At 56.7% G+C, this 18,940-nt stretch carries 20 protein-coding genes; 15 read left to right on the top strand and 5 right to left on the bottom strand.

The features are described from left to right. The first annotated feature begins 13 nt into the window (after nt 1-13). The 3 genes from LDN12_RS17855 to LDN12_RS05065 all read left to right on the top strand — a co-directional run bounded on the left by LDN12_RS17855 (nt 14) and on the right by LDN12_RS05065 (nt 6,904). Nucleotides 14-4,780: a chitobiase/beta-hexosaminidase C-terminal domain-containing protein gene (locus LDN12_RS17855; RefSeq protein ID WP_274382197.1), complete on the top strand. Its 4,767-nt coding sequence runs from the start codon at nt 14-16 to the stop codon at nt 4,778-4,780. Nucleotides 4,781-4,840: 60 nt separating this feature from the next. Continuing rightward, the gene (locus LDN12_RS05070) at nt 4,841-5,401 is read left to right on the top strand and encodes a hypothetical protein (RefSeq protein WP_223921594.1); all 561 of its coding nucleotides are present in this window, start codon (nt 4,841-4,843) and stop codon (nt 5,399-5,401) included. A gap of 225 nt (nt 5,402-5,626) precedes the next feature. Then, entirely contained in the window at nt 5,627-6,904 is a 1,278-nt protein-coding gene (locus LDN12_RS05065) for a cohesin domain-containing protein (RefSeq protein ID WP_223921593.1), read from the top strand. Nucleotides 6,905-6,987: 83 nt separating this feature from the next. On the opposite strand, the gene LDN12_RS05060 is transcribed toward LDN12_RS05065, so the two are convergent. The 3 genes from LDN12_RS05060 to LDN12_RS05050 all read right to left on the bottom strand — a co-directional run bounded on the left by LDN12_RS05060 (nt 6,988) and on the right by LDN12_RS05050 (nt 9,907). Further along, nucleotides 6,988-8,778, bottom strand: coding sequence for a GspE/PulE family protein (locus LDN12_RS05060; RefSeq protein ID WP_223921592.1), 1,791 nt, complete (start codon nt 8,776-8,778; stop codon nt 6,988-6,990). Nucleotides 8,779-8,785: 7 nt separating this feature from the next. Beyond that, nucleotides 8,786-9,202 carry a hypothetical protein gene (locus LDN12_RS05055; protein ID WP_223921591.1) on the bottom strand — a complete coding sequence of 139 codons (417 nt, stop codon included), beginning with the start codon at nt 9,200-9,202 and terminating at the stop codon, nt 8,786-8,788. A 213-nt stretch (nt 9,203-9,415) separates the two neighbouring features. Continuing rightward, the gene (locus LDN12_RS05050) at nt 9,416-9,907 is read right to left on the bottom strand and encodes a ferritin family protein (protein ID WP_223921590.1); all 492 of its coding nucleotides are present in this window, start codon (nt 9,905-9,907) and stop codon (nt 9,416-9,418) included. A gap of 186 nt (nt 9,908-10,093) precedes the next feature. Here LDN12_RS05050 and ettA point away from each other — a divergent pair, with 186 nt between their 5' ends. Then, entirely contained in the window at nt 10,094-11,773 is a 1,680-nt protein-coding gene (gene ettA, locus LDN12_RS05045) for an energy-dependent translational throttle protein EttA (RefSeq protein ID WP_223921589.1), read from the top strand. 181 nt (nt 11,774-11,954) lie between these two features. On the opposite strand, the gene LDN12_RS05040 is transcribed toward ettA, so the two are convergent. Continuing rightward, nucleotides 11,955-12,431: a DUF721 domain-containing protein gene (locus LDN12_RS05040; RefSeq protein WP_223921588.1), complete on the bottom strand. Its 477-nt coding sequence runs from the start codon at nt 12,429-12,431 to the stop codon at nt 11,955-11,957. After that, nucleotides 12,424-12,681 (bottom strand): hypothetical protein, encoded by a 258-nt coding sequence (locus tag LDN12_RS05035; protein WP_223921587.1) that lies wholly within the window; start codon nt 12,679-12,681, stop codon nt 12,424-12,426. The genes LDN12_RS05040 and LDN12_RS05035 overlap by 8 nt, the downstream gene beginning before the upstream one ends. Before the next feature lie 75 nt (nt 12,682-12,756). On the opposite strand from LDN12_RS05035, the gene LDN12_RS05030 reads away from it, so the two are divergent. From LDN12_RS05030 to LDN12_RS17945, 11 genes are all read left to right on the top strand, one after another. Next, the gene (locus LDN12_RS05030; RefSeq protein ID WP_308464309.1) at nt 12,757-13,056 is read left to right on the top strand and encodes a DUF3343 domain-containing protein; all 300 of its coding nucleotides are present in this window, start codon (nt 12,757-12,759) and stop codon (nt 13,054-13,056) included. A gap of 21 nt (nt 13,057-13,077) precedes the next feature. After that, on the top strand, nt 13,078-13,653 hold the full coding sequence (gene yedF, locus LDN12_RS05025; RefSeq protein WP_223921586.1) for a sulfurtransferase-like selenium metabolism protein YedF: 576 nt from the start codon (nt 13,078-13,080) through the stop codon (nt 13,651-13,653). Nucleotides 13,654-13,741: 88 nt separating this feature from the next. Further along, on the top strand, nt 13,742-15,103 hold the full coding sequence (ffh, locus tag LDN12_RS05020; RefSeq protein WP_223921585.1) for a signal recognition particle protein: 1,362 nt from the start codon (nt 13,742-13,744) through the stop codon (nt 15,101-15,103). 62 nt (nt 15,104-15,165) lie between these two features. Further along, the gene (gene rpsP / locus LDN12_RS05015; protein WP_223921584.1) at nt 15,166-15,432 is read left to right on the top strand and encodes a 30S ribosomal protein S16; all 267 of its coding nucleotides are present in this window, start codon (nt 15,166-15,168) and stop codon (nt 15,430-15,432) included. A 54-nt stretch (nt 15,433-15,486) separates the two neighbouring features. Then, complete coding sequence (locus LDN12_RS05010) at nt 15,487-15,717, top strand: KH domain-containing protein (protein WP_223921583.1); 231 nt, start codon at nt 15,487-15,489, stop codon at nt 15,715-15,717. Beyond that, on the top strand, nt 15,717-16,241 hold the full coding sequence (rimM, locus tag LDN12_RS05005; protein ID WP_223921582.1) for a ribosome maturation factor RimM: 525 nt from the start codon (nt 15,717-15,719) through the stop codon (nt 16,239-16,241). The genes LDN12_RS05010 and rimM overlap by 1 nt, the downstream gene beginning before the upstream one ends. Further along, nucleotides 16,238-16,984 carry a tRNA (guanosine(37)-N1)-methyltransferase TrmD gene (gene trmD, locus LDN12_RS05000; RefSeq protein ID WP_223921581.1) on the top strand — a complete coding sequence of 249 codons (747 nt, stop codon included), beginning with the start codon at nt 16,238-16,240 and terminating at the stop codon, nt 16,982-16,984. The genes rimM and trmD overlap by 4 nt, the downstream gene beginning before the upstream one ends. Beyond that, entirely contained in the window at nt 16,965-17,558 is a 594-nt protein-coding gene (locus LDN12_RS04995) for an RNA methyltransferase (protein WP_374045034.1), read from the top strand. Before trmD ends, LDN12_RS04995 begins: the two co-directional genes overlap by 20 nt. A gap of 33 nt (nt 17,559-17,591) precedes the next feature. Further along, nucleotides 17,592-17,948 carry a 50S ribosomal protein L19 gene (gene rplS, locus LDN12_RS04990; RefSeq protein ID WP_223921580.1) on the top strand — a complete coding sequence of 119 codons (357 nt, stop codon included), beginning with the start codon at nt 17,592-17,594 and terminating at the stop codon, nt 17,946-17,948. Between the two features lie 158 nt (nt 17,949-18,106). Continuing rightward, complete coding sequence (locus LDN12_RS04985) at nt 18,107-18,307, top strand: carboxymuconolactone decarboxylase family protein (protein ID WP_223924029.1); 201 nt, start codon at nt 18,107-18,109, stop codon at nt 18,305-18,307. Between the two features lie 366 nt (nt 18,308-18,673). After that, nucleotides 18,674-18,919 carry a hypothetical protein gene (locus tag LDN12_RS17945; protein WP_374045080.1) on the top strand — a complete coding sequence of 82 codons (246 nt, stop codon included), beginning with the start codon at nt 18,674-18,676 and terminating at the stop codon, nt 18,917-18,919. Nucleotides 18,920-18,940: the final 21 nt, after the last annotated feature.

Below are 18,940 nucleotides of genomic sequence, written 5' to 3'. Positions count from 1 at the left end.
AGAGAGGGGCATTATGAAAAGAGAACCGATCTGGATGTTGATGCGATTTATGCTGGCAATAATTGCCGTTTTCCTCTGCGGCCCTCCGTTGGTCCAGGCAGGTCCGGGGGGCGGCACCTACTACGCCAACAGCCCTGCCGGAGGCGTCACGGGCACGGCGCTCCGAAAGTTTGTCGACAGACTTCCGGGTTTGGGTCTCCCCAATTGTACCATGAGCAGCCCGCCGGGCACAGGAACCTGCAACGAGAACAACCTGGGGAACTTCATCCCGATTGCCAACAAGGTCACCAGCCCCGCATTCCCGGCAACGGTCGCAACCGATGGCGTGACCCAGATACCCGCTTCCGACTATTATGAAATCGGTTTGGTGGAGTATTCCGAAAAGATGCACTCCGACCTGCCGAAAAAAACCCGGTTGCGCGGCTATCGCGATCTCAACCCAAGTTTTGCCAACATGTCGACCCAGTACCTGGGACCTCTGATCATCGCCAAAAGGGATGTACCGGTCCGTATCAGGTTCCGGAATATGCTGCCCACGGGTAATGCCGGCAAGCTCTTCATCCCGACCGATCTCAGCCTTATGGGCGCCGGACGGGGGCCTGCGGTAACCACCTCCGCAATTCCCAGTACGATCGGCGCCGCCGTTCCCGCGTTTACCAACTACAGCGGCTACTACACGCAGAACCGCTCCTCGGTTCATCTCCATGGCGGCAACACCCCCTGGATCAGCGACGGCACCCCTCACCAATGGACGGTGCCGGTCAACGAGATATCCACCCCCTACCAGAAGGGCGCCTCTGCCAGGGATGTGCCCGACATGGTGCCGACAAACCCCGGGGAATTGACCTTCTACTGGACCAACCAGCAGAGCGGGCGCATGATGTTCTACCACGACCACGCTCTCGGGATAACCCGCCTGAACGTCTATGCCGGTGAGGCTGCGGGCTACCTGATAACCGACTCGGTCGAGGAGTCGCTGATCGACAACGGGACGTTTCCGAACATCTGCCCCGGCGGCGGGACGGCGGTCTGTGAATACCGCTACGGGATTCCCCTGATCATCCAGGACAAGAGCTTTGTTCCCCAAAATATAGACACCCAGGATGCCCTCTGGACAAAGAATTCCAAAGGGGTTGCCAATAATTGGGGCGTCTACGGCGATCTCTGGTTCCCCCATGTCTATGAGGCCAATCAGGATCCAACCAGCCCGGCCGGAGCCAATCCTTTCGGACGATGGGATTACGGCCCCTGGTTCTGGCCGCCGGTATCCATAGCGGCGGACAAGTCCATCTTGCCCGAGCCTTCGACAACACCGGAAGCATTCATGGACACCATGCTGGTCAACGGCACCGCCTACCCCTATATGACGGTAGAGCCCAAGCCGTACCGGTTCCGCATACTGAATGCCTCCAACGACCGCATGCTCAACCTGAGCCTCTTTGTCGCAGACCCCAACGACCCGCTGGGAACGGAAGTCAAGATGGTCGATGCCGTCCCCAATCCGACCTATCCGGCCGGGCCGTTCCCGGATGTAGCGGTATGGCCCACGGACGGCAGAGCCGGTGGCGTACCCGACCCGGCCACCATGGGTCCGAAGATCATCCAAATCGGCAATGAGAGCGGCATTCTGCCCAACCCGGTAGTTCATCCCAACCAGCCGGTCAACTACAACTATAACCGCCGCGACATCGTTGTCCTCAATGTTCAGGAAAAGAACCTCTTCCTGGGTTCAGCGGTACGGGCCGATGTGATCATCGACTTTTCCGACCCGAAATACATCGGCAAGAACATTATCCTCTATAACGACGCTCCGGCACCGGTCCCGGCCTTCGACACGCGTATCGACTACTACACCGGCGATCCCGACCAGACATCAAGTGGCGGCGCTCCGTCGACCCTGCGCGGGTACGGCCCCAACACCCGCACCATTATGCAGTTCCGGGTAGCAGGTACTCCACAGCCCAATCCAAACCTGCTGGCAAACCTCCAGGCAGCTCTGCCGACGGCATTCAAGGCCAGCCAGCCGGCCCCTCTGATACCGGAGCCGACCTATCCCGTGGCGGCGTGGGGCGTTACCGCACCGACGGAACAGTATGCCAAGATCCAGGATTACTCCATAACCCTGAATCCATTGAATCGTGACTACACCCCAAGCGCCATACCGGTCACCATACCCTTCCAGCCCAAGGCCATCCAGGAACTGTGGGACCCCTACGGGCGCATGAACGCCACCTTGGGGATCGAGCTTCCCTTCACAACCCAGCTCAACCAGACGACCATCCCCATGGGCTACGCCGAACCGGCCACGGAGCGTATCGTGGACGGCCACCCGCAGATATGGAAGATCACCCACAACGGTGTCGATACCCACCCGGTCCATTTCCATATGTTCGACGTACAAGTCCTTAACAGGGTCGGCTGGGACGGCGCCATCCGTCCGCCGGACGACAACGAACTGGGCTGGAACGAAACCGTCCGCATGAATCCGTTGGAGGACATCATTGTTGCCCTGCGGCCAAGGTCGCAGACACTACCCTTTACGCTCACCAACAGTGTGCGTCTCATCGATCCGTCCCAGGCCCTCAACGCACCTATTTCAACGACCGACATCGGCAACCTCGGTCAGGGGGGCACGCCGGTTGCGGGTCTTGCCGTGACTGTTCCCAACATACCAACCGACTACGGTTACGAATATGTCTGGCACTGCCACATTCTCGGCCATGAGGAAAACGACTTCATGCGGCCGGTTGTGTTCAGCATATCCTCCGGGCCTCCTGCCGCTCCGTCTGGTCTGGCCGCCTACATTGGCGGTGATACGGTACCGGGGCTGACCAACTACATAACCCCATACACCAACACGAACATTAACCAGATCGTGCTCCAGTGGACGGACAACGCTCCCGTTTCCACTCCCAGTCGTTTCCAGGTATTGCGTGCTTCCGGCGCAGCGCCCACATACCCCGGCTCATATACCACATTAGGCGAAATATCCTATCTGCCGGGTTATCCGCCAATCTATACCGATACCAATGTCAACCCGGGGACGGCATATACCTACGCCGTAATCTCCCTGAACGACTTCGGAGCACCGAACACTCAATCAGCCCCGGCAACGAGCACCCCGGTCACTACGGCTACCTGGACCGACGCCACCGGCGTGACCATCACCGACAGCAAGCCGGTTGGGCATGTGGTCGGCTCCAATGTTTCGTTCACCGCCGCCGGTACGGGTGCAACATCGAGCAATCCTGCCCTGGCCGTGGTCTACCAGTACCGCTTCCTGCTCAATGGCGCCGAGGTCCAGGCTTTCAGCACCAAAAACCTATGGACCTTGCCGGATACAGCCGCGGTCGGCAGCTATACCATCACGGTCGAGGCCCGCACCAGCGCAGGCCAGAACCCCGTTGCAACCAATACCATTACCCATGTGGTCAACAGCCCGCCCAGCCCGCCGGTAACGGTCGCCAGTCCGGTCCCTGCCGTCTATTCGGCGGAACCGGTAGTGGTCACCCTGACGGCGACAGCGCCCAATCCGCTGGTGCCGGTTGCCGGAATCTACTACACCCTGGACGGCACCACCCCCACTACGGCCATGCCGCCGTACACCGGGCCGATCACGCTGACCCAGACCACCACCATCAACTATTTTGCCGTTGACGTAAACGGCACGGCCGAGGCGGTCCACAGCGACACCTGGTACATCCATGTGCCGGACCTTGTGGCCACCATGCAGATCAACAACGGCGCGGCCCAGACCAAAACCCTGGCCGTCACCCTGAACCTGAACGCCTACGACCCGGTCGGCGTCGCCACTATGGAATTCTCGAACGACGGCACCAACTGGAGCGGCGAGGAGCCCTACGCCACCAGCAAGACCTGGACCCTGCTCACAGGCAGTGATGGACCACGCACAGTCTATGTCCGCTTCCGCGATAAATCGCTCCCCACGGGCGTGCAGTATCCTCCGATAACCGCTACCATCATTCTGGACACGACCCCGCCGGTCACCACACCGAGCCCGATTCCCGGCTCGTACACCAACGGCAGTTCGCTTGCGGTCACCCTGACGGCAAACGAAACCGCCACCATCTACTACACCGCCGACGGCAGCACACCCACAACGGGTTCACTGGTCTACGCCACCCCGATTCAGATCAATACCGCCGCCGGCTCGTCAACCACCATCAAATACTTCGCCGTCGACAGTGCCGGCAACCAGGAGGCCGTCAATACCGCTGTATGGAGCATGGCGACGATTGACCTGGTCGCCAGCGCCCTGATCAACAACGGAGCAACGTGGACACCGACGCAAAATGTCACTCTGACGCTAAAAGCCTTCGATCCCACCGGCATTGCCAGCTATGAACTCTCCAACGACGGTTCGGTCTGGTCCGGCCCATTTGCCTCGCCTGATACATCTGCGGGGGCCAACGTGACCATCACGCCAAGCTGGACTCTGACCAGCGGCGAGGGTCTGAAAACCGTGTACGTGAGATTCACCGACACCAACCTGGGTGGCGGCACGACCTATCCGCCCATCACGGCTTCAATCCTTCTGGGTAGCAAAGATGCCTTGTTGCCGGGCACCAGCAGCTACGTGGCCAGCGCCCTGAAGGCGCTCCGCATCGCCGCCGGCCTCTCGTCGCCCACGCCGTTGGACCTCGTTCATGGTGACGTTGCACCCTATTCCGGCGGGGCGGCACACCCCGACGGGAAAATTGATCTGCTTGATGTTTACACCATCATGCTTCGTAGCGTAGGGCTGATAGCAACATTCTAATTGCCTGGAAGGCCTCCGGAGAGGAGGCCTTCCTCTACTACCTTCCAGGAGAGTTATTTTATGAAAAAATATATCAAACCAGCAATGATCTGCATTTTTTCAGCACTGGCGCTTGTTGGCTGTGGCGGGGGCGGAGGTGGTGGAGGATCGGTAACCAAGGCGGTAACAAAGGTCTCACTGTTCGGTAATATCACATCCGCAGGCAACATTGTGGCAACGGTCAGTACCACCCTGAATATTCCCAACGGCGTGCTGGTGAATTATTCGTCCGCACCCGGGGTCACAACCGGCCTCTGCACATTGCGTAAAGGGGTGATTGTTCCATCGGGACCTGTGCAGGTTTCCGCATCCGACTTCAGTCTAAGCACGTATGATCTTGATAGCCGGGTTCTGACGCTCTCTCTCGTAAACAATTCAAGGATTGCTCTGAAAAGCGGGGCAACCGGCATGGGGAAGGAAATCGCCACGATCAACTTTAGCCTCGCAACACCAGGGACGCTCCCCACGTCCTCCATGCCGTTAAAAGACACTTCAGCACTGGTTGGTCAGGAGACGCTTGCCACCCACGATACGAGTTACCCGCCCGGCAGCGAAACAAATTTTGAAACCACGTATCAGTAACTGATCAAGGCAGGTACCCTATCCTCACCTGTTTGGCAGCGGTGTTTGATTCACCGCTGCCAAATTCCATTTCCAGCGCCCAACTTCATGCATACCTATGATAAAAATTTTAAAGAATACTTGGCGTTCCATTGATCCATTTTCATGCCATAATCAGATTGAATTCGATGCAACCCTAAGCTATGCTCATACATATAAAATCCATTCGACAGAAAGAGATAAACCATGACTCCACATATCAGACCAATAGTCACGGCCGCGATTCTGCTCCTGTTGAGCGCCTCGCTTGCCTTGGGCGCATCGGTGTCGGTCACCTCCCAGGGTAACGGCGTCTACACGGTCCAGGCAAGCGACATGGACGGCGTCTCCGGTTTCGACCTCGTCCTGAATTACGACGCCACCGTCCTGGCGTCGCCGTCAATAAGCCAGGGAGCGCTTGTCTCCGGAGCAATGTTCGCCGCCAACCCCAATTATTCCAAAACTAGCATCAAAATTGCGGCTGTCAGCACCAAATCCTTTTCCGGTAGCGGTCCGATCGCCACCATTACCTTTGGAACCCATTCGGGAACAGGCAGTGTCACCGTAGCCAGCTTCAGCCCGATAAACAGTAGCGGCGCGACGGTAAGCGGCAGTATCACAACCGGCGACACAACCAGCAGCGATACTACCGGCACCACCAGTAACGAAACAACCAGCAGCAACACCAATCGCGGCAGTAACGGTACCAGCGGCACCACCACTACCAATACTACCACCACCGGCAATTCAGGCCCCACCTATCTCGGCACGGTCACCATGCCATCGGACAGTCAGTCTCAGCATGAAACAAAAACACCTCCTTCACCTGCGCCGGAAGGAAGCGCCAAACCGGCCGAAGCGCCCACCCCCTCCGCAACCGAGGCGGCGCCCACAATCGAAACACCAGCCGTGAACGAGACTGCGGCGGCAAAGACGAAAAAAGCCGAGACTATCGCCACCGCATCCAACACGGCGGTGCTTGAGCGGTTCAGAGCCTACAAAGGGGAGAAAACCCCCGCCATCCTGATCGCCCTCTTCAAGGAACAAATTTCCGCATCTTTCCGCCAGGAGCCCTTTGTCGCTCTGAGCGACGGCACAACCACCGTGACCATAGCCGCCGACCTTTCGGCAGAGTCGGGCGGTTCGCCCAATTTTGCCCTGAATGGCGCCAAACTGGTTTCCTTGAGAAAGAGTGACACCTCACCCACATGGTATATTGAAGCCCTGCCAACAAAGGGTGTGCTGAGCGCAAGCTTGATGGTACTCAGCGAGAATCATGTCACCGAATATCCGCTGACCATTGCCCCGGCTATCAAGAATGCGGCCTCTACGGAGGTTGAATTTGCCACTTTCCTCAAGGATGCCGCCAAGACTCCGGCGCAGCATGACCTGAACGGCGACGGCAGGTACGACGGGATCGACGATTATATCTATGCGGCCAATTACCTTGCCCGGCAGATGAAGGCACAAACCATCGCAAAATAGACCAAACTCTTACAGGCCGAAAACAAAGAAAGCCGACCGGAATTTCCGGTCGGCTTTCTCATGCCCCCTATCAGCAGATTGCGTCATCCCGTCATGGCAACGACCTCTTCATAGGTCGTGGTCCCTTCCAGCATCTTTTGGATGGCGATCTGACGCAGAGAGGCCAAACCGTCCTCACGGGCGGCGGCCAGCAGGTCTCCAAGTTCCACCGAACCGGTAACCAGCGACTTGACCCGCTCCGTCATGTCCAGCACCTCAAAGATACCGGTACGCCCTTTGTAACCGGTGGAACGGCATTCCTTGCACCCCTCCCCTTCCCATACCCTGCACGCCTTTTTGCCGAGGTGCAGGTAGTGGCGTTCATCGTGGGTCAACTCACGTTCACGCTTGCAGTGGGGGCAGATCCTGCGCAGCAACCGCTGCGCCACAATACCGATAACCGTGGCGGAGATGAGAAATGACGGCACCCCCAAATCGAGCAGGCGGACGATGGCCGACGCCGAGTCGTTGGTATGGAGGGTGGAAAGCACAAGATGACCGGTCAGGGCCGCCTGCACGGCATTCTCAGCGGTCTCACGGTCACGGATTTCGCCGATCATGATGATGTCCGGGTCCTGACGCAGGATATTGCGCAGGATGGTATCAAAACCGACACCGATGGCCTGCTGCACGCCTATCTGGTTAAACTCCTCCATGACCATCTCGATCGGGTCTTCGACGGTTATGATATTCACCTCGGGGGATGACAGGGAGCGCAAGGACGAATACAGGGTAGTGGTCTTGCCGCTGCCGGTCGGACCGGTAACGAGGATGATGCCGTTGGGCCTCCGGATGAAGGAGTTGTAGAGCGCCAGTTCTCGGGGATAGAATCCCATACTGTCCAAATCTTGCAACAGGATGTCGGGATCGAAGATCCTGATGACCACCTTTTCGCCGAAGGCGACCGGAACGGTTGAGATGCGCAGTTCCACATCCTTACTGTTGGAACTGGTTTTGATCCGCCCGTCCTGTGGGCGGCGTTTTTCCGCCAGGTCCATGCGGGCAAGCAGTTTTATGCGTGAAACGATCGGGGCATGGAGTGGCTTGGGGATCATGTGGATATTGTGCATGACACCGTCGATCCTGAAGCGGATCAGGGATTTTTCCCGTTTGGGCTCGATATGGATATCACTCGCGTTCTGGTCAAAGGCATATTGCAGCAGAAAATCGACCGCCGTCACCACATGTTTGTCGTTCCCTTCAATATCCTGTTGCCCCTTGAGCTTGAAGAGTTGCTCCAGGTTTCCCAGGTCAACGCCGGATGACGCCTCGGCCTCGGCCGCCACGACCGAGGCGCGGAACCCGTAGAATTCGCGCAGGATTTTGAGAATATCGCTTTTGGAACTGAGGACGCGCCTGATTTCGAGACGGTGCGCGCCGGCTAACTCTTTTATCATGGCATCGTTGAACGGATCCGCCACCGCCACCGTTATGGCTCCCTTATCCTCGGCAACGGCAACGATCAGATTTTTAAGGGCAAAGGGACGCGGGATGTGGGCAGTTACCACATCCAGGTCAAGCTTGAGGGGGTCTATCTTGAGATAGGGCATGCCGACGGCAGTGGCCACAACCTCGGTAATGACATCTTCGGTAAGGAATTTTCCGGGGGATCCTGACAGTTCAAGATTGAAGGAGGCGATCACCTCCACCGGTGAGATAATCTCAGCGCCGTGCTGGACCCTGCGCGATGCACCGGCTTGATGGTGGGCGAACAGCTTGCTTTCCTGGGCTTTTCCCCGCGAAAGGATCTCCTTCAGTTGCTCTTGGGAGAGCAGTCCGCGTCGTTGTAGCAACAGGAGACAGTTTTCAAGGGTCAGTCTGTTCGGTCCGGGCATGGTCCCTTCAGTTCGTAAATTTATTTTTCTTGACCGCGTCAGCCTTCTGGCTCTCTATCCTCTTGACAACCTCTTCCACCACCTGGTCCGGCGAGAAACTCGATACGGCCGGAATCTGACCCGCCACCACCCCCTCGGGCTGAACCTGCACGCGTTCCGACGCCCCCGACCGGTGATGACGCACCGGTAGCGATGCATCCTGATACTGCGTCATGGCGTCCATCAGGCTGCGCAGCAGTCGAATCCCCATAAATACGGTGATCGCCAACGCCATAATATCCTCACGCCAGTACGCAAGGCTGAGGTTGGTCGTCATGGAACCGGCCAGCAAGCCTGCAGATGCGATCAACAGGCAAAAGGCATTGCCGATAACGCTTAATTCAATATCTTGGGACTGTTTTTTCTCGACCGCCTCGCTTGCCATGGAGAACCTCCTGCCGTTACCTTCACATTTCCTCATCGGCAACCGGGGCCTCCGACTTAAGCCAGATACGCAGCAAGCCCCCCGTCTGCACGCGACCTGTATGATAATACACCACTGAGGCGATGTACAGCGCCATAAGCAGACAGGGCCCCTTCATAGGAGGCATGAAGGAGCCCTGTTACAACAAACCGCAGTTTGCGAAAAAAATGTCTGTTATTCCCTTACGTACGTGTCCATATCCGTTTCATGCACCATGCCCATGACGCGAGCATACTCGGACTCGATCATCAGATAGTGATTGTGGGTTTCCTTCGCGTTCAGCTCATACACCGCCCGTACCCCGGCATCGTCGAACTTTGCCGCTGTTTCCAGCAGGGCCTGTTCCAGGTTTTGTTCACGTTCCATGGCCAGTTCCAGGGCCTTTTGCTCGGTAAAATCCGGACCGATAATCCGGGAAATCGACGCCATCCAACTTGATTCGTTGTCGGGAGCGGCATCAAGGAACTGATCCAGGGACGGGATATCGTTTCCAGGGTATATCCGGTAAAACTGCCCGGCGTGTTCCCGCTCTTCCTTTGCCAGCAATTCAAATGTCCGGCGGGCATCCGGGTCTTTCATCTGTCCGGCACCCACCTGGTAAAAATTCATGGCGTTTTTTTCCGTCTGGATCGAGCGTTTGACAGCCTCCTGAACGTTAATACTCATGGTGACTGCTCTCCTTTCCGTAAAATTCGTATTCTCATCGATAACAATTGCCATCGGCAGATTATATACACTACCTTTTAAGTCTTGTTTGTCAAGCCCATACCCCAAAAAAATCCAAAGCGGTTGACAGCCACGATGGGCGGCGTGTACAAGGGTGTGACATTTGGTTTACAAAGGAGGCTACGCGTGGCACAGGACGTCAACAAGGTCATCTATTCCATGATGCGGGTAAGCAAGTTTTACGACAAAAAGCCGGTCATCAAGGACATATCCCTCTCCTACTTTTATGGCGCAAAAATCGGCGTACTGGGCCTGAACGGTTCTGGCAAAAGCTCGCTGCTCAGGATTATGGCAGGCGTGGACAAGGATTTCAACGGTCAGGCAGTACTCTCCCCCGGTTACACCGTGGGCTACCTGGAGCAGGAACCACACCTGGACGAGACCAAAACCGTGCGGCAGGTGGTGGAGGAGGGGGTACAAGAAACCGTTGACCTGCTGGCCGAATTCAACGCCATAACCGACAAGTTCTCAGAGCCGGATGCGGACTTTGAAAAGCTGTGCGAGCGCCAGGCCACACTACAGGAAAAACTGGACCACCTGGATGCCTGGGACCTGGACAGCCGCCTGGAAATGGCCATGGACGCTCTGCGCTGCCCACCAGGAGACACCCAAGTCACCGTGCTCTCCGGCGGTGAAAAGCGCCGTGTGGCACTCTGCCGGTTGTTGCTGAAAAAGCCGGACATTCTGCTCCTGGACGAGCCGACCAACCATCTGGACGCCGAAACGGTGGCCTGGTTGGAGCACCACCTGCATAGCTACCCCGGTACGGTCATCGCCGTGACCCATGATCGCTATTTCCTTGATAACGTGGCCGGATGGATCCTGGAGTTGGACCGGGGCGAAGGCATCCCCTGGAAAGGCAACTATTCCTCCTGGCTGGAACAGAAGCAGAATCGCCTCGCCCAGGAGGAAAAGCAGGAGAGCGAGCGCCAAAAAACCCTGAACCGCGAGTTGGAATGGATCAGGATGTCCCCCAAAGGTCGCCACGCCAAGTCCCAGGCCCGCATCAGCGCCTATGAACAACTGGTGGCCCAGGAGAGCGAGAAGAACGCCAAGGACCTGGAAATCTACATCCCGCCCGGACAACGGCTGGGGGATATCGTCATCGAGGCGGACAACGTGGCAAAAGGCTTCGGCGACCGGCTGCTGTTCGAGGGGATGAACTTCCGTTTGCCCCGCGGTGGCATCGTGGGGATCATCGGCCCCAACGGCGCCGGCAAGACGACCCTGTTCCGCATGATCACCGGCCAAGAAACGCCAAACTCCGGCTCGTTCCGCATCGGCGATACCGTGCAGTTGGCCTACGTGGACCAGAGCCGCGACGCCCTGAACCCGGACAAAAACATCTGGGAGGAGATCTCAGAGGGGCAGGAAGTTGTCCAACTCGGTAAGGTTGCAGTCAATTCAAGGGCCTATGTGTCACGCTTCAACTTCTCCGGCGCGGACCAGCAGAAGAAAGTGGGGATGCTATCGGGGGGCGAACGCAACCGGGTGCATCTGGCCAAGATGCTCAAAAGCGGAGCCAACGTAATCCTGCTGGACGAACCGACCAATGACCTGGACGTGAACACCATGCGCGCGCTGGAGGAGGCGCTGGAAAATTTCGCCGGATGCGCGGTGGTCATCAGCCACGACCGCTGGTTCCTCGACCGCATTGCCACCCACATACTGGCCTTTGAGGGGGATTCCAGCGTGGTATTCTTCGACGGGAACTATTCGGAGTACGAGGAAGACAGAAAAAAGAGGCTGGGCGCGGCGGCCGAACAACCGCACCGCATCAAATACCGCCAGTTGACCAGGGCTTGACGTTTAACAACGCGGCCTCGATCCAAAACCAGACAACCCCGGCCTTCGCGAGTCCTTCACAAAGGTCCGGGGCTGCCTGGTTTTCCGTATTCACATGGGATTATTGTCAGGCACCGGGCTTCAGGGGCCCGCCCACGTCGCCGGCAACACGCCTTCATCCCGCTACTCACTTACAGGGATACTAGTGGCCTCTTTCGAACGTGGTCTTCATGAGTTCGGCAAAGGCCGCGCGTATCTCAGGGTCGGTAATGCCGGCAACCTGTTCGGCAATGAACGCTTTCTGCTGCTCGTTCAGGACCTTTGGGGGAGTGGGATCGTCCTCAACAGCGGACGGAGACGCCTTTTCAATCGTACCCGGCCGGAGAACGATCTCCTTGATCAGTACTACTCCAAGGCGATCATTGAGTTTTTCCTTCATCATGGTGGTAAGAAAGCGCAGTTCCTGCATCCAGGCCGGGCTGGACACAGCCACCGTCAGGGTGCCGTTGATGATCCTCAACGGTTGTGCCCGCGAGGCCACCGCCGGGCCGACCACTTCGGGCCATAGGCGCCAGATCTCGGCCTCCCGCAGACGCTCCGCTAATCCGAGCCCTGCCAGTTGCTTCCGGAGCAGGTCGGGAAGGAGTTGAGGAAAACCCATTCTCGCCCGCTTAGCCATTTTGTTTTCTCCGTCGGTTAATGATACCACCCACGATCTGGCCGGCCACCGATCCACCCAGGGTAAGAGGGATCGCATGCCAGCTTATACCGGCAAAGATGCGTAATGCGACGATTACGGGTATGGAGATATGGATCAGGATCCACCACATGGGAGAGAATTTTTTATAGTTTTCACGCAGATAACCGCATGGGATATTGATGATAAAGGCCAGATAAACCAAGCCGACGACACTCAAAGACTCTTGCATGCGCTACTCCTTTCGCGCATAGTAGAAATTCGTTTGCGGTTTGTCAATCCGCTTATGGTTTAATGGGATATGACGATGGAGAAACGCCTTATGGTACAGGAAGGACATTTGCTGGCGGTATTCAATTCCGGCCACCGCGTGATGAAGGCCGAAAGCCTCCTCAAGGCCCTCGGGCTGCCGGTGCTGCTTATCCCCGCCCCCCGGCAACTCCAGACCGACTGCGGGCTGGCCCTGCGCTTCAATGAGGATGTTCGCGAGCAGGTCATGGGGGCATTGGAACGGGATGGATTGCTGCCGGCCTTTGTCAGTGTATATCGGGACGGGCTGTTCGTTACGATCTGGGGCATCGGGCCTGATGGCTCACACAGCATATAGAAAGAAAAGAGGCACACAAGCATGACTACCATCGACTGCAGGAACCTGGCCTGTCCGGCCCCGGTAATTACGGTAAAAAAGGCGCTGGAAGAACAGGCCGAATTTCGGGTTTTGCTGGATGACGGCGCGCCACGGGAAAACGTTACCCGCTTTGCCCGCAACCGCGGCTGCCAGGTCTGCGAAGAGCGTGACGGCAACGGATGGGCCTTGACCATTTCCACCGCGGAACGAACTCCGCAACCCGCAGCAGGCACGGCCACCGGCGAGCGGGTTGTACTGATCACATCCAACCGGCTGGGAGATGGCCCTGAAGAGCTGGGAAGCCTGCTGATGAAAAATTTTATCCATACCCTGCTGGAGACGAGCGATCTGCCGACGCGCATGCTGTTCCTCAACACCGGGGTGTTTCTTACCGTAGAAGGGTCGGATGTGCTCGAGGCATTGGAAAAGCTGGGCGGCATGGGGGTGGAAATCCTCTCTTGCGGTCTCTGCCTGGACTTCTTCAAACTCAAGGACAAACTGAAGGCCGGTACCACCACAAACATGCTTACCACCGTCGAAAGCCTGCTTTCGGCACCACAGGTAATACGGCTTTAAAAACAAATAGTTCTTGACAGCTCTCGCAAGGCTACTTTATAGTAAACCCCTTTTGGAATATTCCGTACCATGAGACGATGCAACGACGATGTTTGACAGCCTTTCTGAAAAACTCGAGTCGGTCTTTAAAAAGCTCCGCGGCCAAGGGGTAATGACCGAGGAAAACATCAAGGAGGCGCTGCGGGAGGTCCGCTTGGCGCTTCTTGAGGCTGATGTCAATTTCAAAGTCGTCAAGGATTTCGTCGAGAGCGTCCGCGTCAAGGCGGTCGGCACCGAAGTTGCGCAGAGCCTGACACCCGGCCAACAAGTAATAAAGATCGTCCATGAAGAGTTGGTGGCTATCATGGGCGGCAACGAGGATAATAGCCTCAATTTGGCGGCCAAGCCGCCGGTGGCGATAATGATGGTCGGGTTGCAGGGCGCCGGCAAGACCACGACCTGTGGCAAGCTCGGCAGGCATCTGAAAAGCCAGAAACGGCGCCCGCTGCTGGTTCCGGCCGACGTTTACCGTCCGGCAGCCATCGAGCAGCTCAAGACCGTCGGTAAACAACTCAGCCTTGAGGTGTTCAACTCCTCGGCTGACCAGAAACCAGTGGATATTTGCTCGGCCGCCATGCGTTTCGCCGAACTGAACGGCTACGACACGGTTATTCTGGACACCGCCGGGCGACACCAGATCGATGATTTCCTGATGAACGAACTGGCCGAGATCAAGGCCGCTGTTCAACCTATGGAGATCCTCTTCGTCGCCGACGCCATGACCGGCCAGGAGGCAGTCAATGTCGCCGGCGGGTTCAACGAGCGGCTGGATATAACCGGCGTGGTTCTGACCAAGCTGGACGGCGACGCGAAAGGCGGCGCCGCCCTTTCGGTCAAGGCGGTCACCGGCAAGCCGGTCAAGTTCGTCGGCCTGGGCGAGAAACTCGACGCCCTGGAGATATTCCACGCCGATCGCCTAGTTTCGCGCATCCTGGGCATGGGCGATGTGCTGACGCTGGTGGAAAAGGCCCAGTCGGTCTTTGACGAAAAAGAGGCCGCCAGGCTCCAGCAAAAACTGAAGAAGAGCCAATTCGACCTTGAGGACTTTCTGGCCCAACTCCAGCAGATCAAGAAGATGGGGTCGCTGGAGTCGATCATGGGGATGATCCCCGGCATGGGCAAGATGATGAAGCAGATGCAGGGAGCCCAGCCCAGCGAAAAGGAAATGAAGCGGATCGAGGCCATTATCCGCTCCATGACGCCGGGTGAGCGGGCTAACCACGGCATCATCAACGGCAGCAGGCGCCTGCGCATCGCCAAGGGGAGCGGCACCACCGTGCAGGAGGTCAACCAGTTGCTCAAGCGCTTCACCGAGGCGCAAAAAGTGGTCAAACAGCTCCAGAAGCTCGGCCCAAAGGGGCTCCTCAAAGGCATGGGGGGGCTTGGCAAGGGCATGCTTCCATTCGGATAGACGAAATATCTCATTACGTTTTACGTAAACTTCGCAGAAGGAAAGAATCAGGAGGATTCACGATGGCAATCAAGATCAGGCTTGCACGGGCAGGCGCAAAAAAAAGACCTTTCTACCAGGTGGTTGTTGCCGACGAGCGCTGCCGCAGGGATGGACGTTTCATTGAAAACGTGGGGACCTACGACCCCACCAAAAATCCGGCCGCGATCAAGCTGAACGCCGAAAAGGCCCAGGCTTGGCTCGAAAAAGGCGCTCAGCCGACTGACACCGTCCGCCAGCTTCTCAAGAATGCGGGCATTCTGGACAAGGTGGCGGCACCGGCGGCATAGCGAGTGTATCCACCCCGGTCCGCCGGTGATTCTACATGAGCAGAGGATACCGACATGAAAGCACTTGTTGAAACCATCGCAAAGGCATTGGTTGACGATCCGACTCAGGTCAAGACCGCCGAAGAGACTGAAGAGGACACGCTGGTCATAAAACTGACCGTCGCCAAAGAGGACATGGGCCGCATCATTGGCAAGGAAGGCCGTACCGCCAAGGCGATCCGCACAATCCTCAATGCCGTGTCCACCAAGGACAACAAGAAGGCTATCCTCAAAATCGTAGAATAATGGGCAAAACGGACGAACTGATTACCGTGGGCAAGATCACTGGGACCCATGGGATCAAGGGGCAGCTCAAGGTCTATTCCTATTCGGGCAACCTTGAGAGCCTTGGCGCTGCGCGGGTCATAACCCTGAAAAGCCCTGACGGCGCGACGCTACGGGAATTCGGCGTCAAGAGCATAAAGCCGCACAGTGCCGGTTTCATCCTCGGCCTGAAGGATTTCGACAGTATCGACCAGGCGCTTCCCCTGGTGGGTAGCGAGTTATGCCTCCGGCGCAGCCAATTGCCGGAACCGGAAGATGACGAGTATTACTGGTGCGACTTACTCGGCCTGCGGGTCGTGACGGTCGATGGAGTCGAGCTTGGTACGCTGGCCGACATCTTCGAGACCGGAAGTAACGACGTCTACGTGGTGCGCAAGGACAAGCAGGAATACCTGATCCCGGCGGTAGCCTCCGTAATCAGTTCCGTTGACTTGGCAGGGGGCACCATGGTCATCACCCCTCTGGACGGTCTTCTGGATTTATGATTTTCGATATTTTGACCCTCTTTCCCGGAATGTTCGCCGGTCCTTTCGACGAGAGCATCATCAGGAGAGGTAAAGACAAGCAGCTCATTGACATTGCGTTGCACAACATCCGCGACTGGGCAACCGACCGGCACCAGACTGCCGATGACGCCCCCTACGGAGGTGGTGCCGGCATGGTCATGAAGGTGGAACCTCTGGCCGCCTGCATCGAATCGGTCAAGGCCGACCGGCCCAACTCGACCGTGGTCATGACCTCCCCCCAAGGCAGGCGCTTCACCCACCAGGTGGCAGCGGAACTGGCGCGGCGCGACGGACTGATCATCATCTGCGGCCGCTATGAGGGCATCGACGAGCGTGTTCGGCAGTTGTACGTTGAAGACGACATCTCGCTGGGGGACTACGTCCTCTCCGGCGGCGAAATTGCCGCCATGGCCATAGTGGATGCCGTGACACGACTTTTACCCGGTGTACTTGGCAGCGACGAATCGGCTGAAACAGACTCATTCTGCGACGGTCTTCTGGAGTACCCCCAGTACACGCGTCCTCCTGAGTTCAGGGGTATCAAGGTGCCGGAGGTGCTACTGTCCGGCAACCATGAACTGATCAGGAAATGGCGAAGACGCGAATCACTGCGCAAGACCCGCTGGCTCCGGCCGGACCTGCTGGGGGAAATCGCGCTTAATAAGGAAGACCGCACGTTGCTGTCCGAGATTGAACGGGAAGATGGCGCCTGTGGCTGCTGACATGCTAAACCTGGCGATAGCACTGCTGCATCACCCGGTCTACAACAAACGGCGCGAGGTGGTCACCACCGCCCTGACCAATCTGGACTTGCATGATATCGCTCGTTCGTCGCGCACCTTTGGACTGGAGCGATTTTATATCGTGACCCCATCCATCGAGCAGCGCAACCTTGCGGAGCGCATCACCGGCCACTGGCAGACGGGATGGGGTGCGGACTACAACCCGGATCGCCGCGAGGCGCTCGGCATCGTCCGGGTCTGCACGGACCTGGAAGCGGCCGTCAACGATCTCCAGGCCGGATTCGCCAAACCAGTTAAGACGATCATCACCGGCGCGACGCAACGGCCGGATAGCATTACCTTTACGTCCTTCAGACGGATGTTGGCCGAGACTGACCAACCGCACCTGCTCCTTTTGGGTACCGGATGGGGCCTGACGGATGAATGTTTTGCCGCGGCGGATCATATTCTTGAGCCTATCGCGGGCACAGGATTTTACAATCACCTCTCGGTCCGTTCGGCGGCGGCCATAATGCTCGACCGCCTGAGGGGAATACAACAAGAGGCACTTTAACAGGAAGCAGATACATAGAGGAGGAAAGCACCCATGAACACCATCGATATTCTGGAATTTGAACAAATGAAGAAAAACATCCCCCCTTTCAAGGTCGGGGACACCGTCAAGGTGCAGGTCGCGATCGTTGAAGGCGACAAACGCCGCCTCCAGGCCTACCAGGGCGTGGTGATCGCCCGCCAGAACGGCGGCATCCGGGAGTCTTTCACGGTGCGCAAGATATCCAACGGCATCGGCGTCGAGAGGGTATTCCCGCTGCACTCCCCCAGCATCGAGGCCATTGAGGTCGTTATCCGCGGCCATGTCCGCCGTGCCAAGCTCTACTACCTGCGCAAACTGCGCGGCAAGGCGGCCCGTATCCGCGAGAAGAAATATATCGCCGGAGCCTGAGAAGAACCGAAAAAGCCCCGCTCAGCGGAGTTCAAAAACTAGTAACTTTTTTATTTTTAACAAACATTGCTGCTTATCATCGACTGCTAACGCTCGGTGGAGGCAGCAATGTTGCGTTTACGGAGCTACATAGCATATAGTTCTGCGATAAAAAACTCATCATTTTGGGAATTGCCATCAGCTCCCGTTGTGAAGGCTGTATAACCTTTCATATTCATGATGCTTTAAAAGCTGGTGCATCGCGCCAGAAGATTTTAGAAACCATCAGTGTCGCTATCTTGATGAGTGGTGGACCCTCCCAGGCCTATGGAAGCATTGTTCTGGAAGCCCTTGAACAATTTGAAAAAACAGTAGCCTGATTTTGGCGGCCCCCAATATAGTCGAGTTCACATCACGGTTTCAGTCAGAAGGGAGATGAGATGAATATGAAGGTAACCTTGAAAGCGCAGAAAATCATTGCTGAAAAAGGTAACAAAGTAACTGTCAGTCTGAATAAACAGATTTGTTACAGTTGAGGCGGAGCTCAAGAGAGAGACATCCCATCCGTGCGATTGGGAACACCGGAAACATTTGAAAACGAAGAATACGAAACGATAAACCTTAATGGAATATCAGTATACATTCATCGCGCAATCAAAGGAACTGCCGGTGCACGCATCGATGTAGTGACTGGCGGAATCGGCACTAAGTTTATATTTCTGGGATTTGCAGGATGCAAATAAAGCATTATTTCTGGAGAGCCGTACTATAATATTAAAGCTGATATGGTTGACATGGAAACATTTTCAGCCTGGAGAGCCTGTCAAAAGTTCTCTGTTCCAATGATTGGAATCAGAGGTGTCTCTGATGGGAAAAAAGAGTTGGCATGTCCCGCCGATTGGGAGAAACATCTCGATAAATTATGCCAAGCGGTTGACAAGCTTGAGGCCGCAATAAATATTGGCTCACTCCGGCCCCATAGTTTCAAGTAAATATCCACTCCAATAGTGCAT

The organism is Geobacter sp. AOG2 (assembly GCF_019972295.1).
Taxonomy (GTDB): domain Bacteria; phylum Desulfobacterota; class Desulfuromonadia; order Geobacterales; family Pseudopelobacteraceae; genus Oryzomonas.
The sequence above is the reverse complement of the archived record's forward strand: the minus strand, read 5'-3'. Positions and strand labels throughout refer to the sequence as shown.

Bases quoted from the DNA above. Each gene is read 5' to 3' on its own strand.
- LDN12_RS05035 (WP_223921587.1), bottom strand. From the start codon at position 12,681: ATGCAAGAGTCTTTGAGTGTCGTCGGCTTGGTTTATCTGGCCTTTATC.
- LDN12_RS05030 (WP_308464309.1), top strand. From the start codon at position 12,757: ATGGAGAAACGCCTTATGGTACAGGAAGGACATTTGCTGGCGGTATTC.
- yedF (WP_223921586.1), top strand. From the start codon at position 13,078: ATGACTACCATCGACTGCAGGAACCTGGCCTGTCCGGCCCCGGTAATT.
- LDN12_RS05050 (WP_223921590.1), bottom strand. From the start codon at position 9,907: ATGAGTATTAACGTTCAGGAGGCTGTCAAACGCTCGATCCAGACGGAA.
- LDN12_RS05055 (WP_223921591.1), bottom strand. From the start codon at position 9,202: ATGGCAAGCGAGGCGGTCGAGAAAAAACAGTCCCAAGATATTGAATTA.
- LDN12_RS05010 (WP_223921583.1), top strand. From the start codon at position 15,487: ATGAAAGCACTTGTTGAAACCATCGCAAAGGCATTGGTTGACGATCCG.
- LDN12_RS05070 (WP_223921594.1), top strand. From the start codon at position 4,841: ATGAAAAAATATATCAAACCAGCAATGATCTGCATTTTTTCAGCACTG.
- rplS (WP_223921580.1), top strand. From the start codon at position 17,592: ATGAACACCATCGATATTCTGGAATTTGAACAAATGAAGAAAAACATC.
- rpsP (WP_223921584.1), top strand. From the start codon at position 15,166: ATGGCAATCAAGATCAGGCTTGCACGGGCAGGCGCAAAAAAAAGACCT.
- LDN12_RS04995 (WP_374045034.1), top strand. From the start codon at position 16,965: ATGGCGCCTGTGGCTGCTGACATGCTAAACCTGGCGATAGCACTGCTG.
- LDN12_RS05060 (WP_223921592.1), bottom strand. From the start codon at position 8,778: ATGCCCGGACCGAACAGACTGACCCTTGAAAACTGTCTCCTGTTGCTA.
- rimM (WP_223921582.1), top strand. From the start codon at position 15,717: ATGGGCAAAACGGACGAACTGATTACCGTGGGCAAGATCACTGGGACC.
- LDN12_RS05040 (WP_223921588.1), bottom strand. From the start codon at position 12,431: ATGGCTAAGCGGGCGAGAATGGGTTTTCCTCAACTCCTTCCCGACCTG.
- trmD (WP_223921581.1), top strand. From the start codon at position 16,238: ATGATTTTCGATATTTTGACCCTCTTTCCCGGAATGTTCGCCGGTCCT.
- ffh (WP_223921585.1), top strand. From the start codon at position 13,742: ATGTTTGACAGCCTTTCTGAAAAACTCGAGTCGGTCTTTAAAAAGCTC.
- LDN12_RS17855 (WP_274382197.1), top strand. From the start codon at position 14: ATGAAAAGAGAACCGATCTGGATGTTGATGCGATTTATGCTGGCAATA.
- LDN12_RS05065 (WP_223921593.1), top strand. From the start codon at position 5,627: ATGACTCCACATATCAGACCAATAGTCACGGCCGCGATTCTGCTCCTG.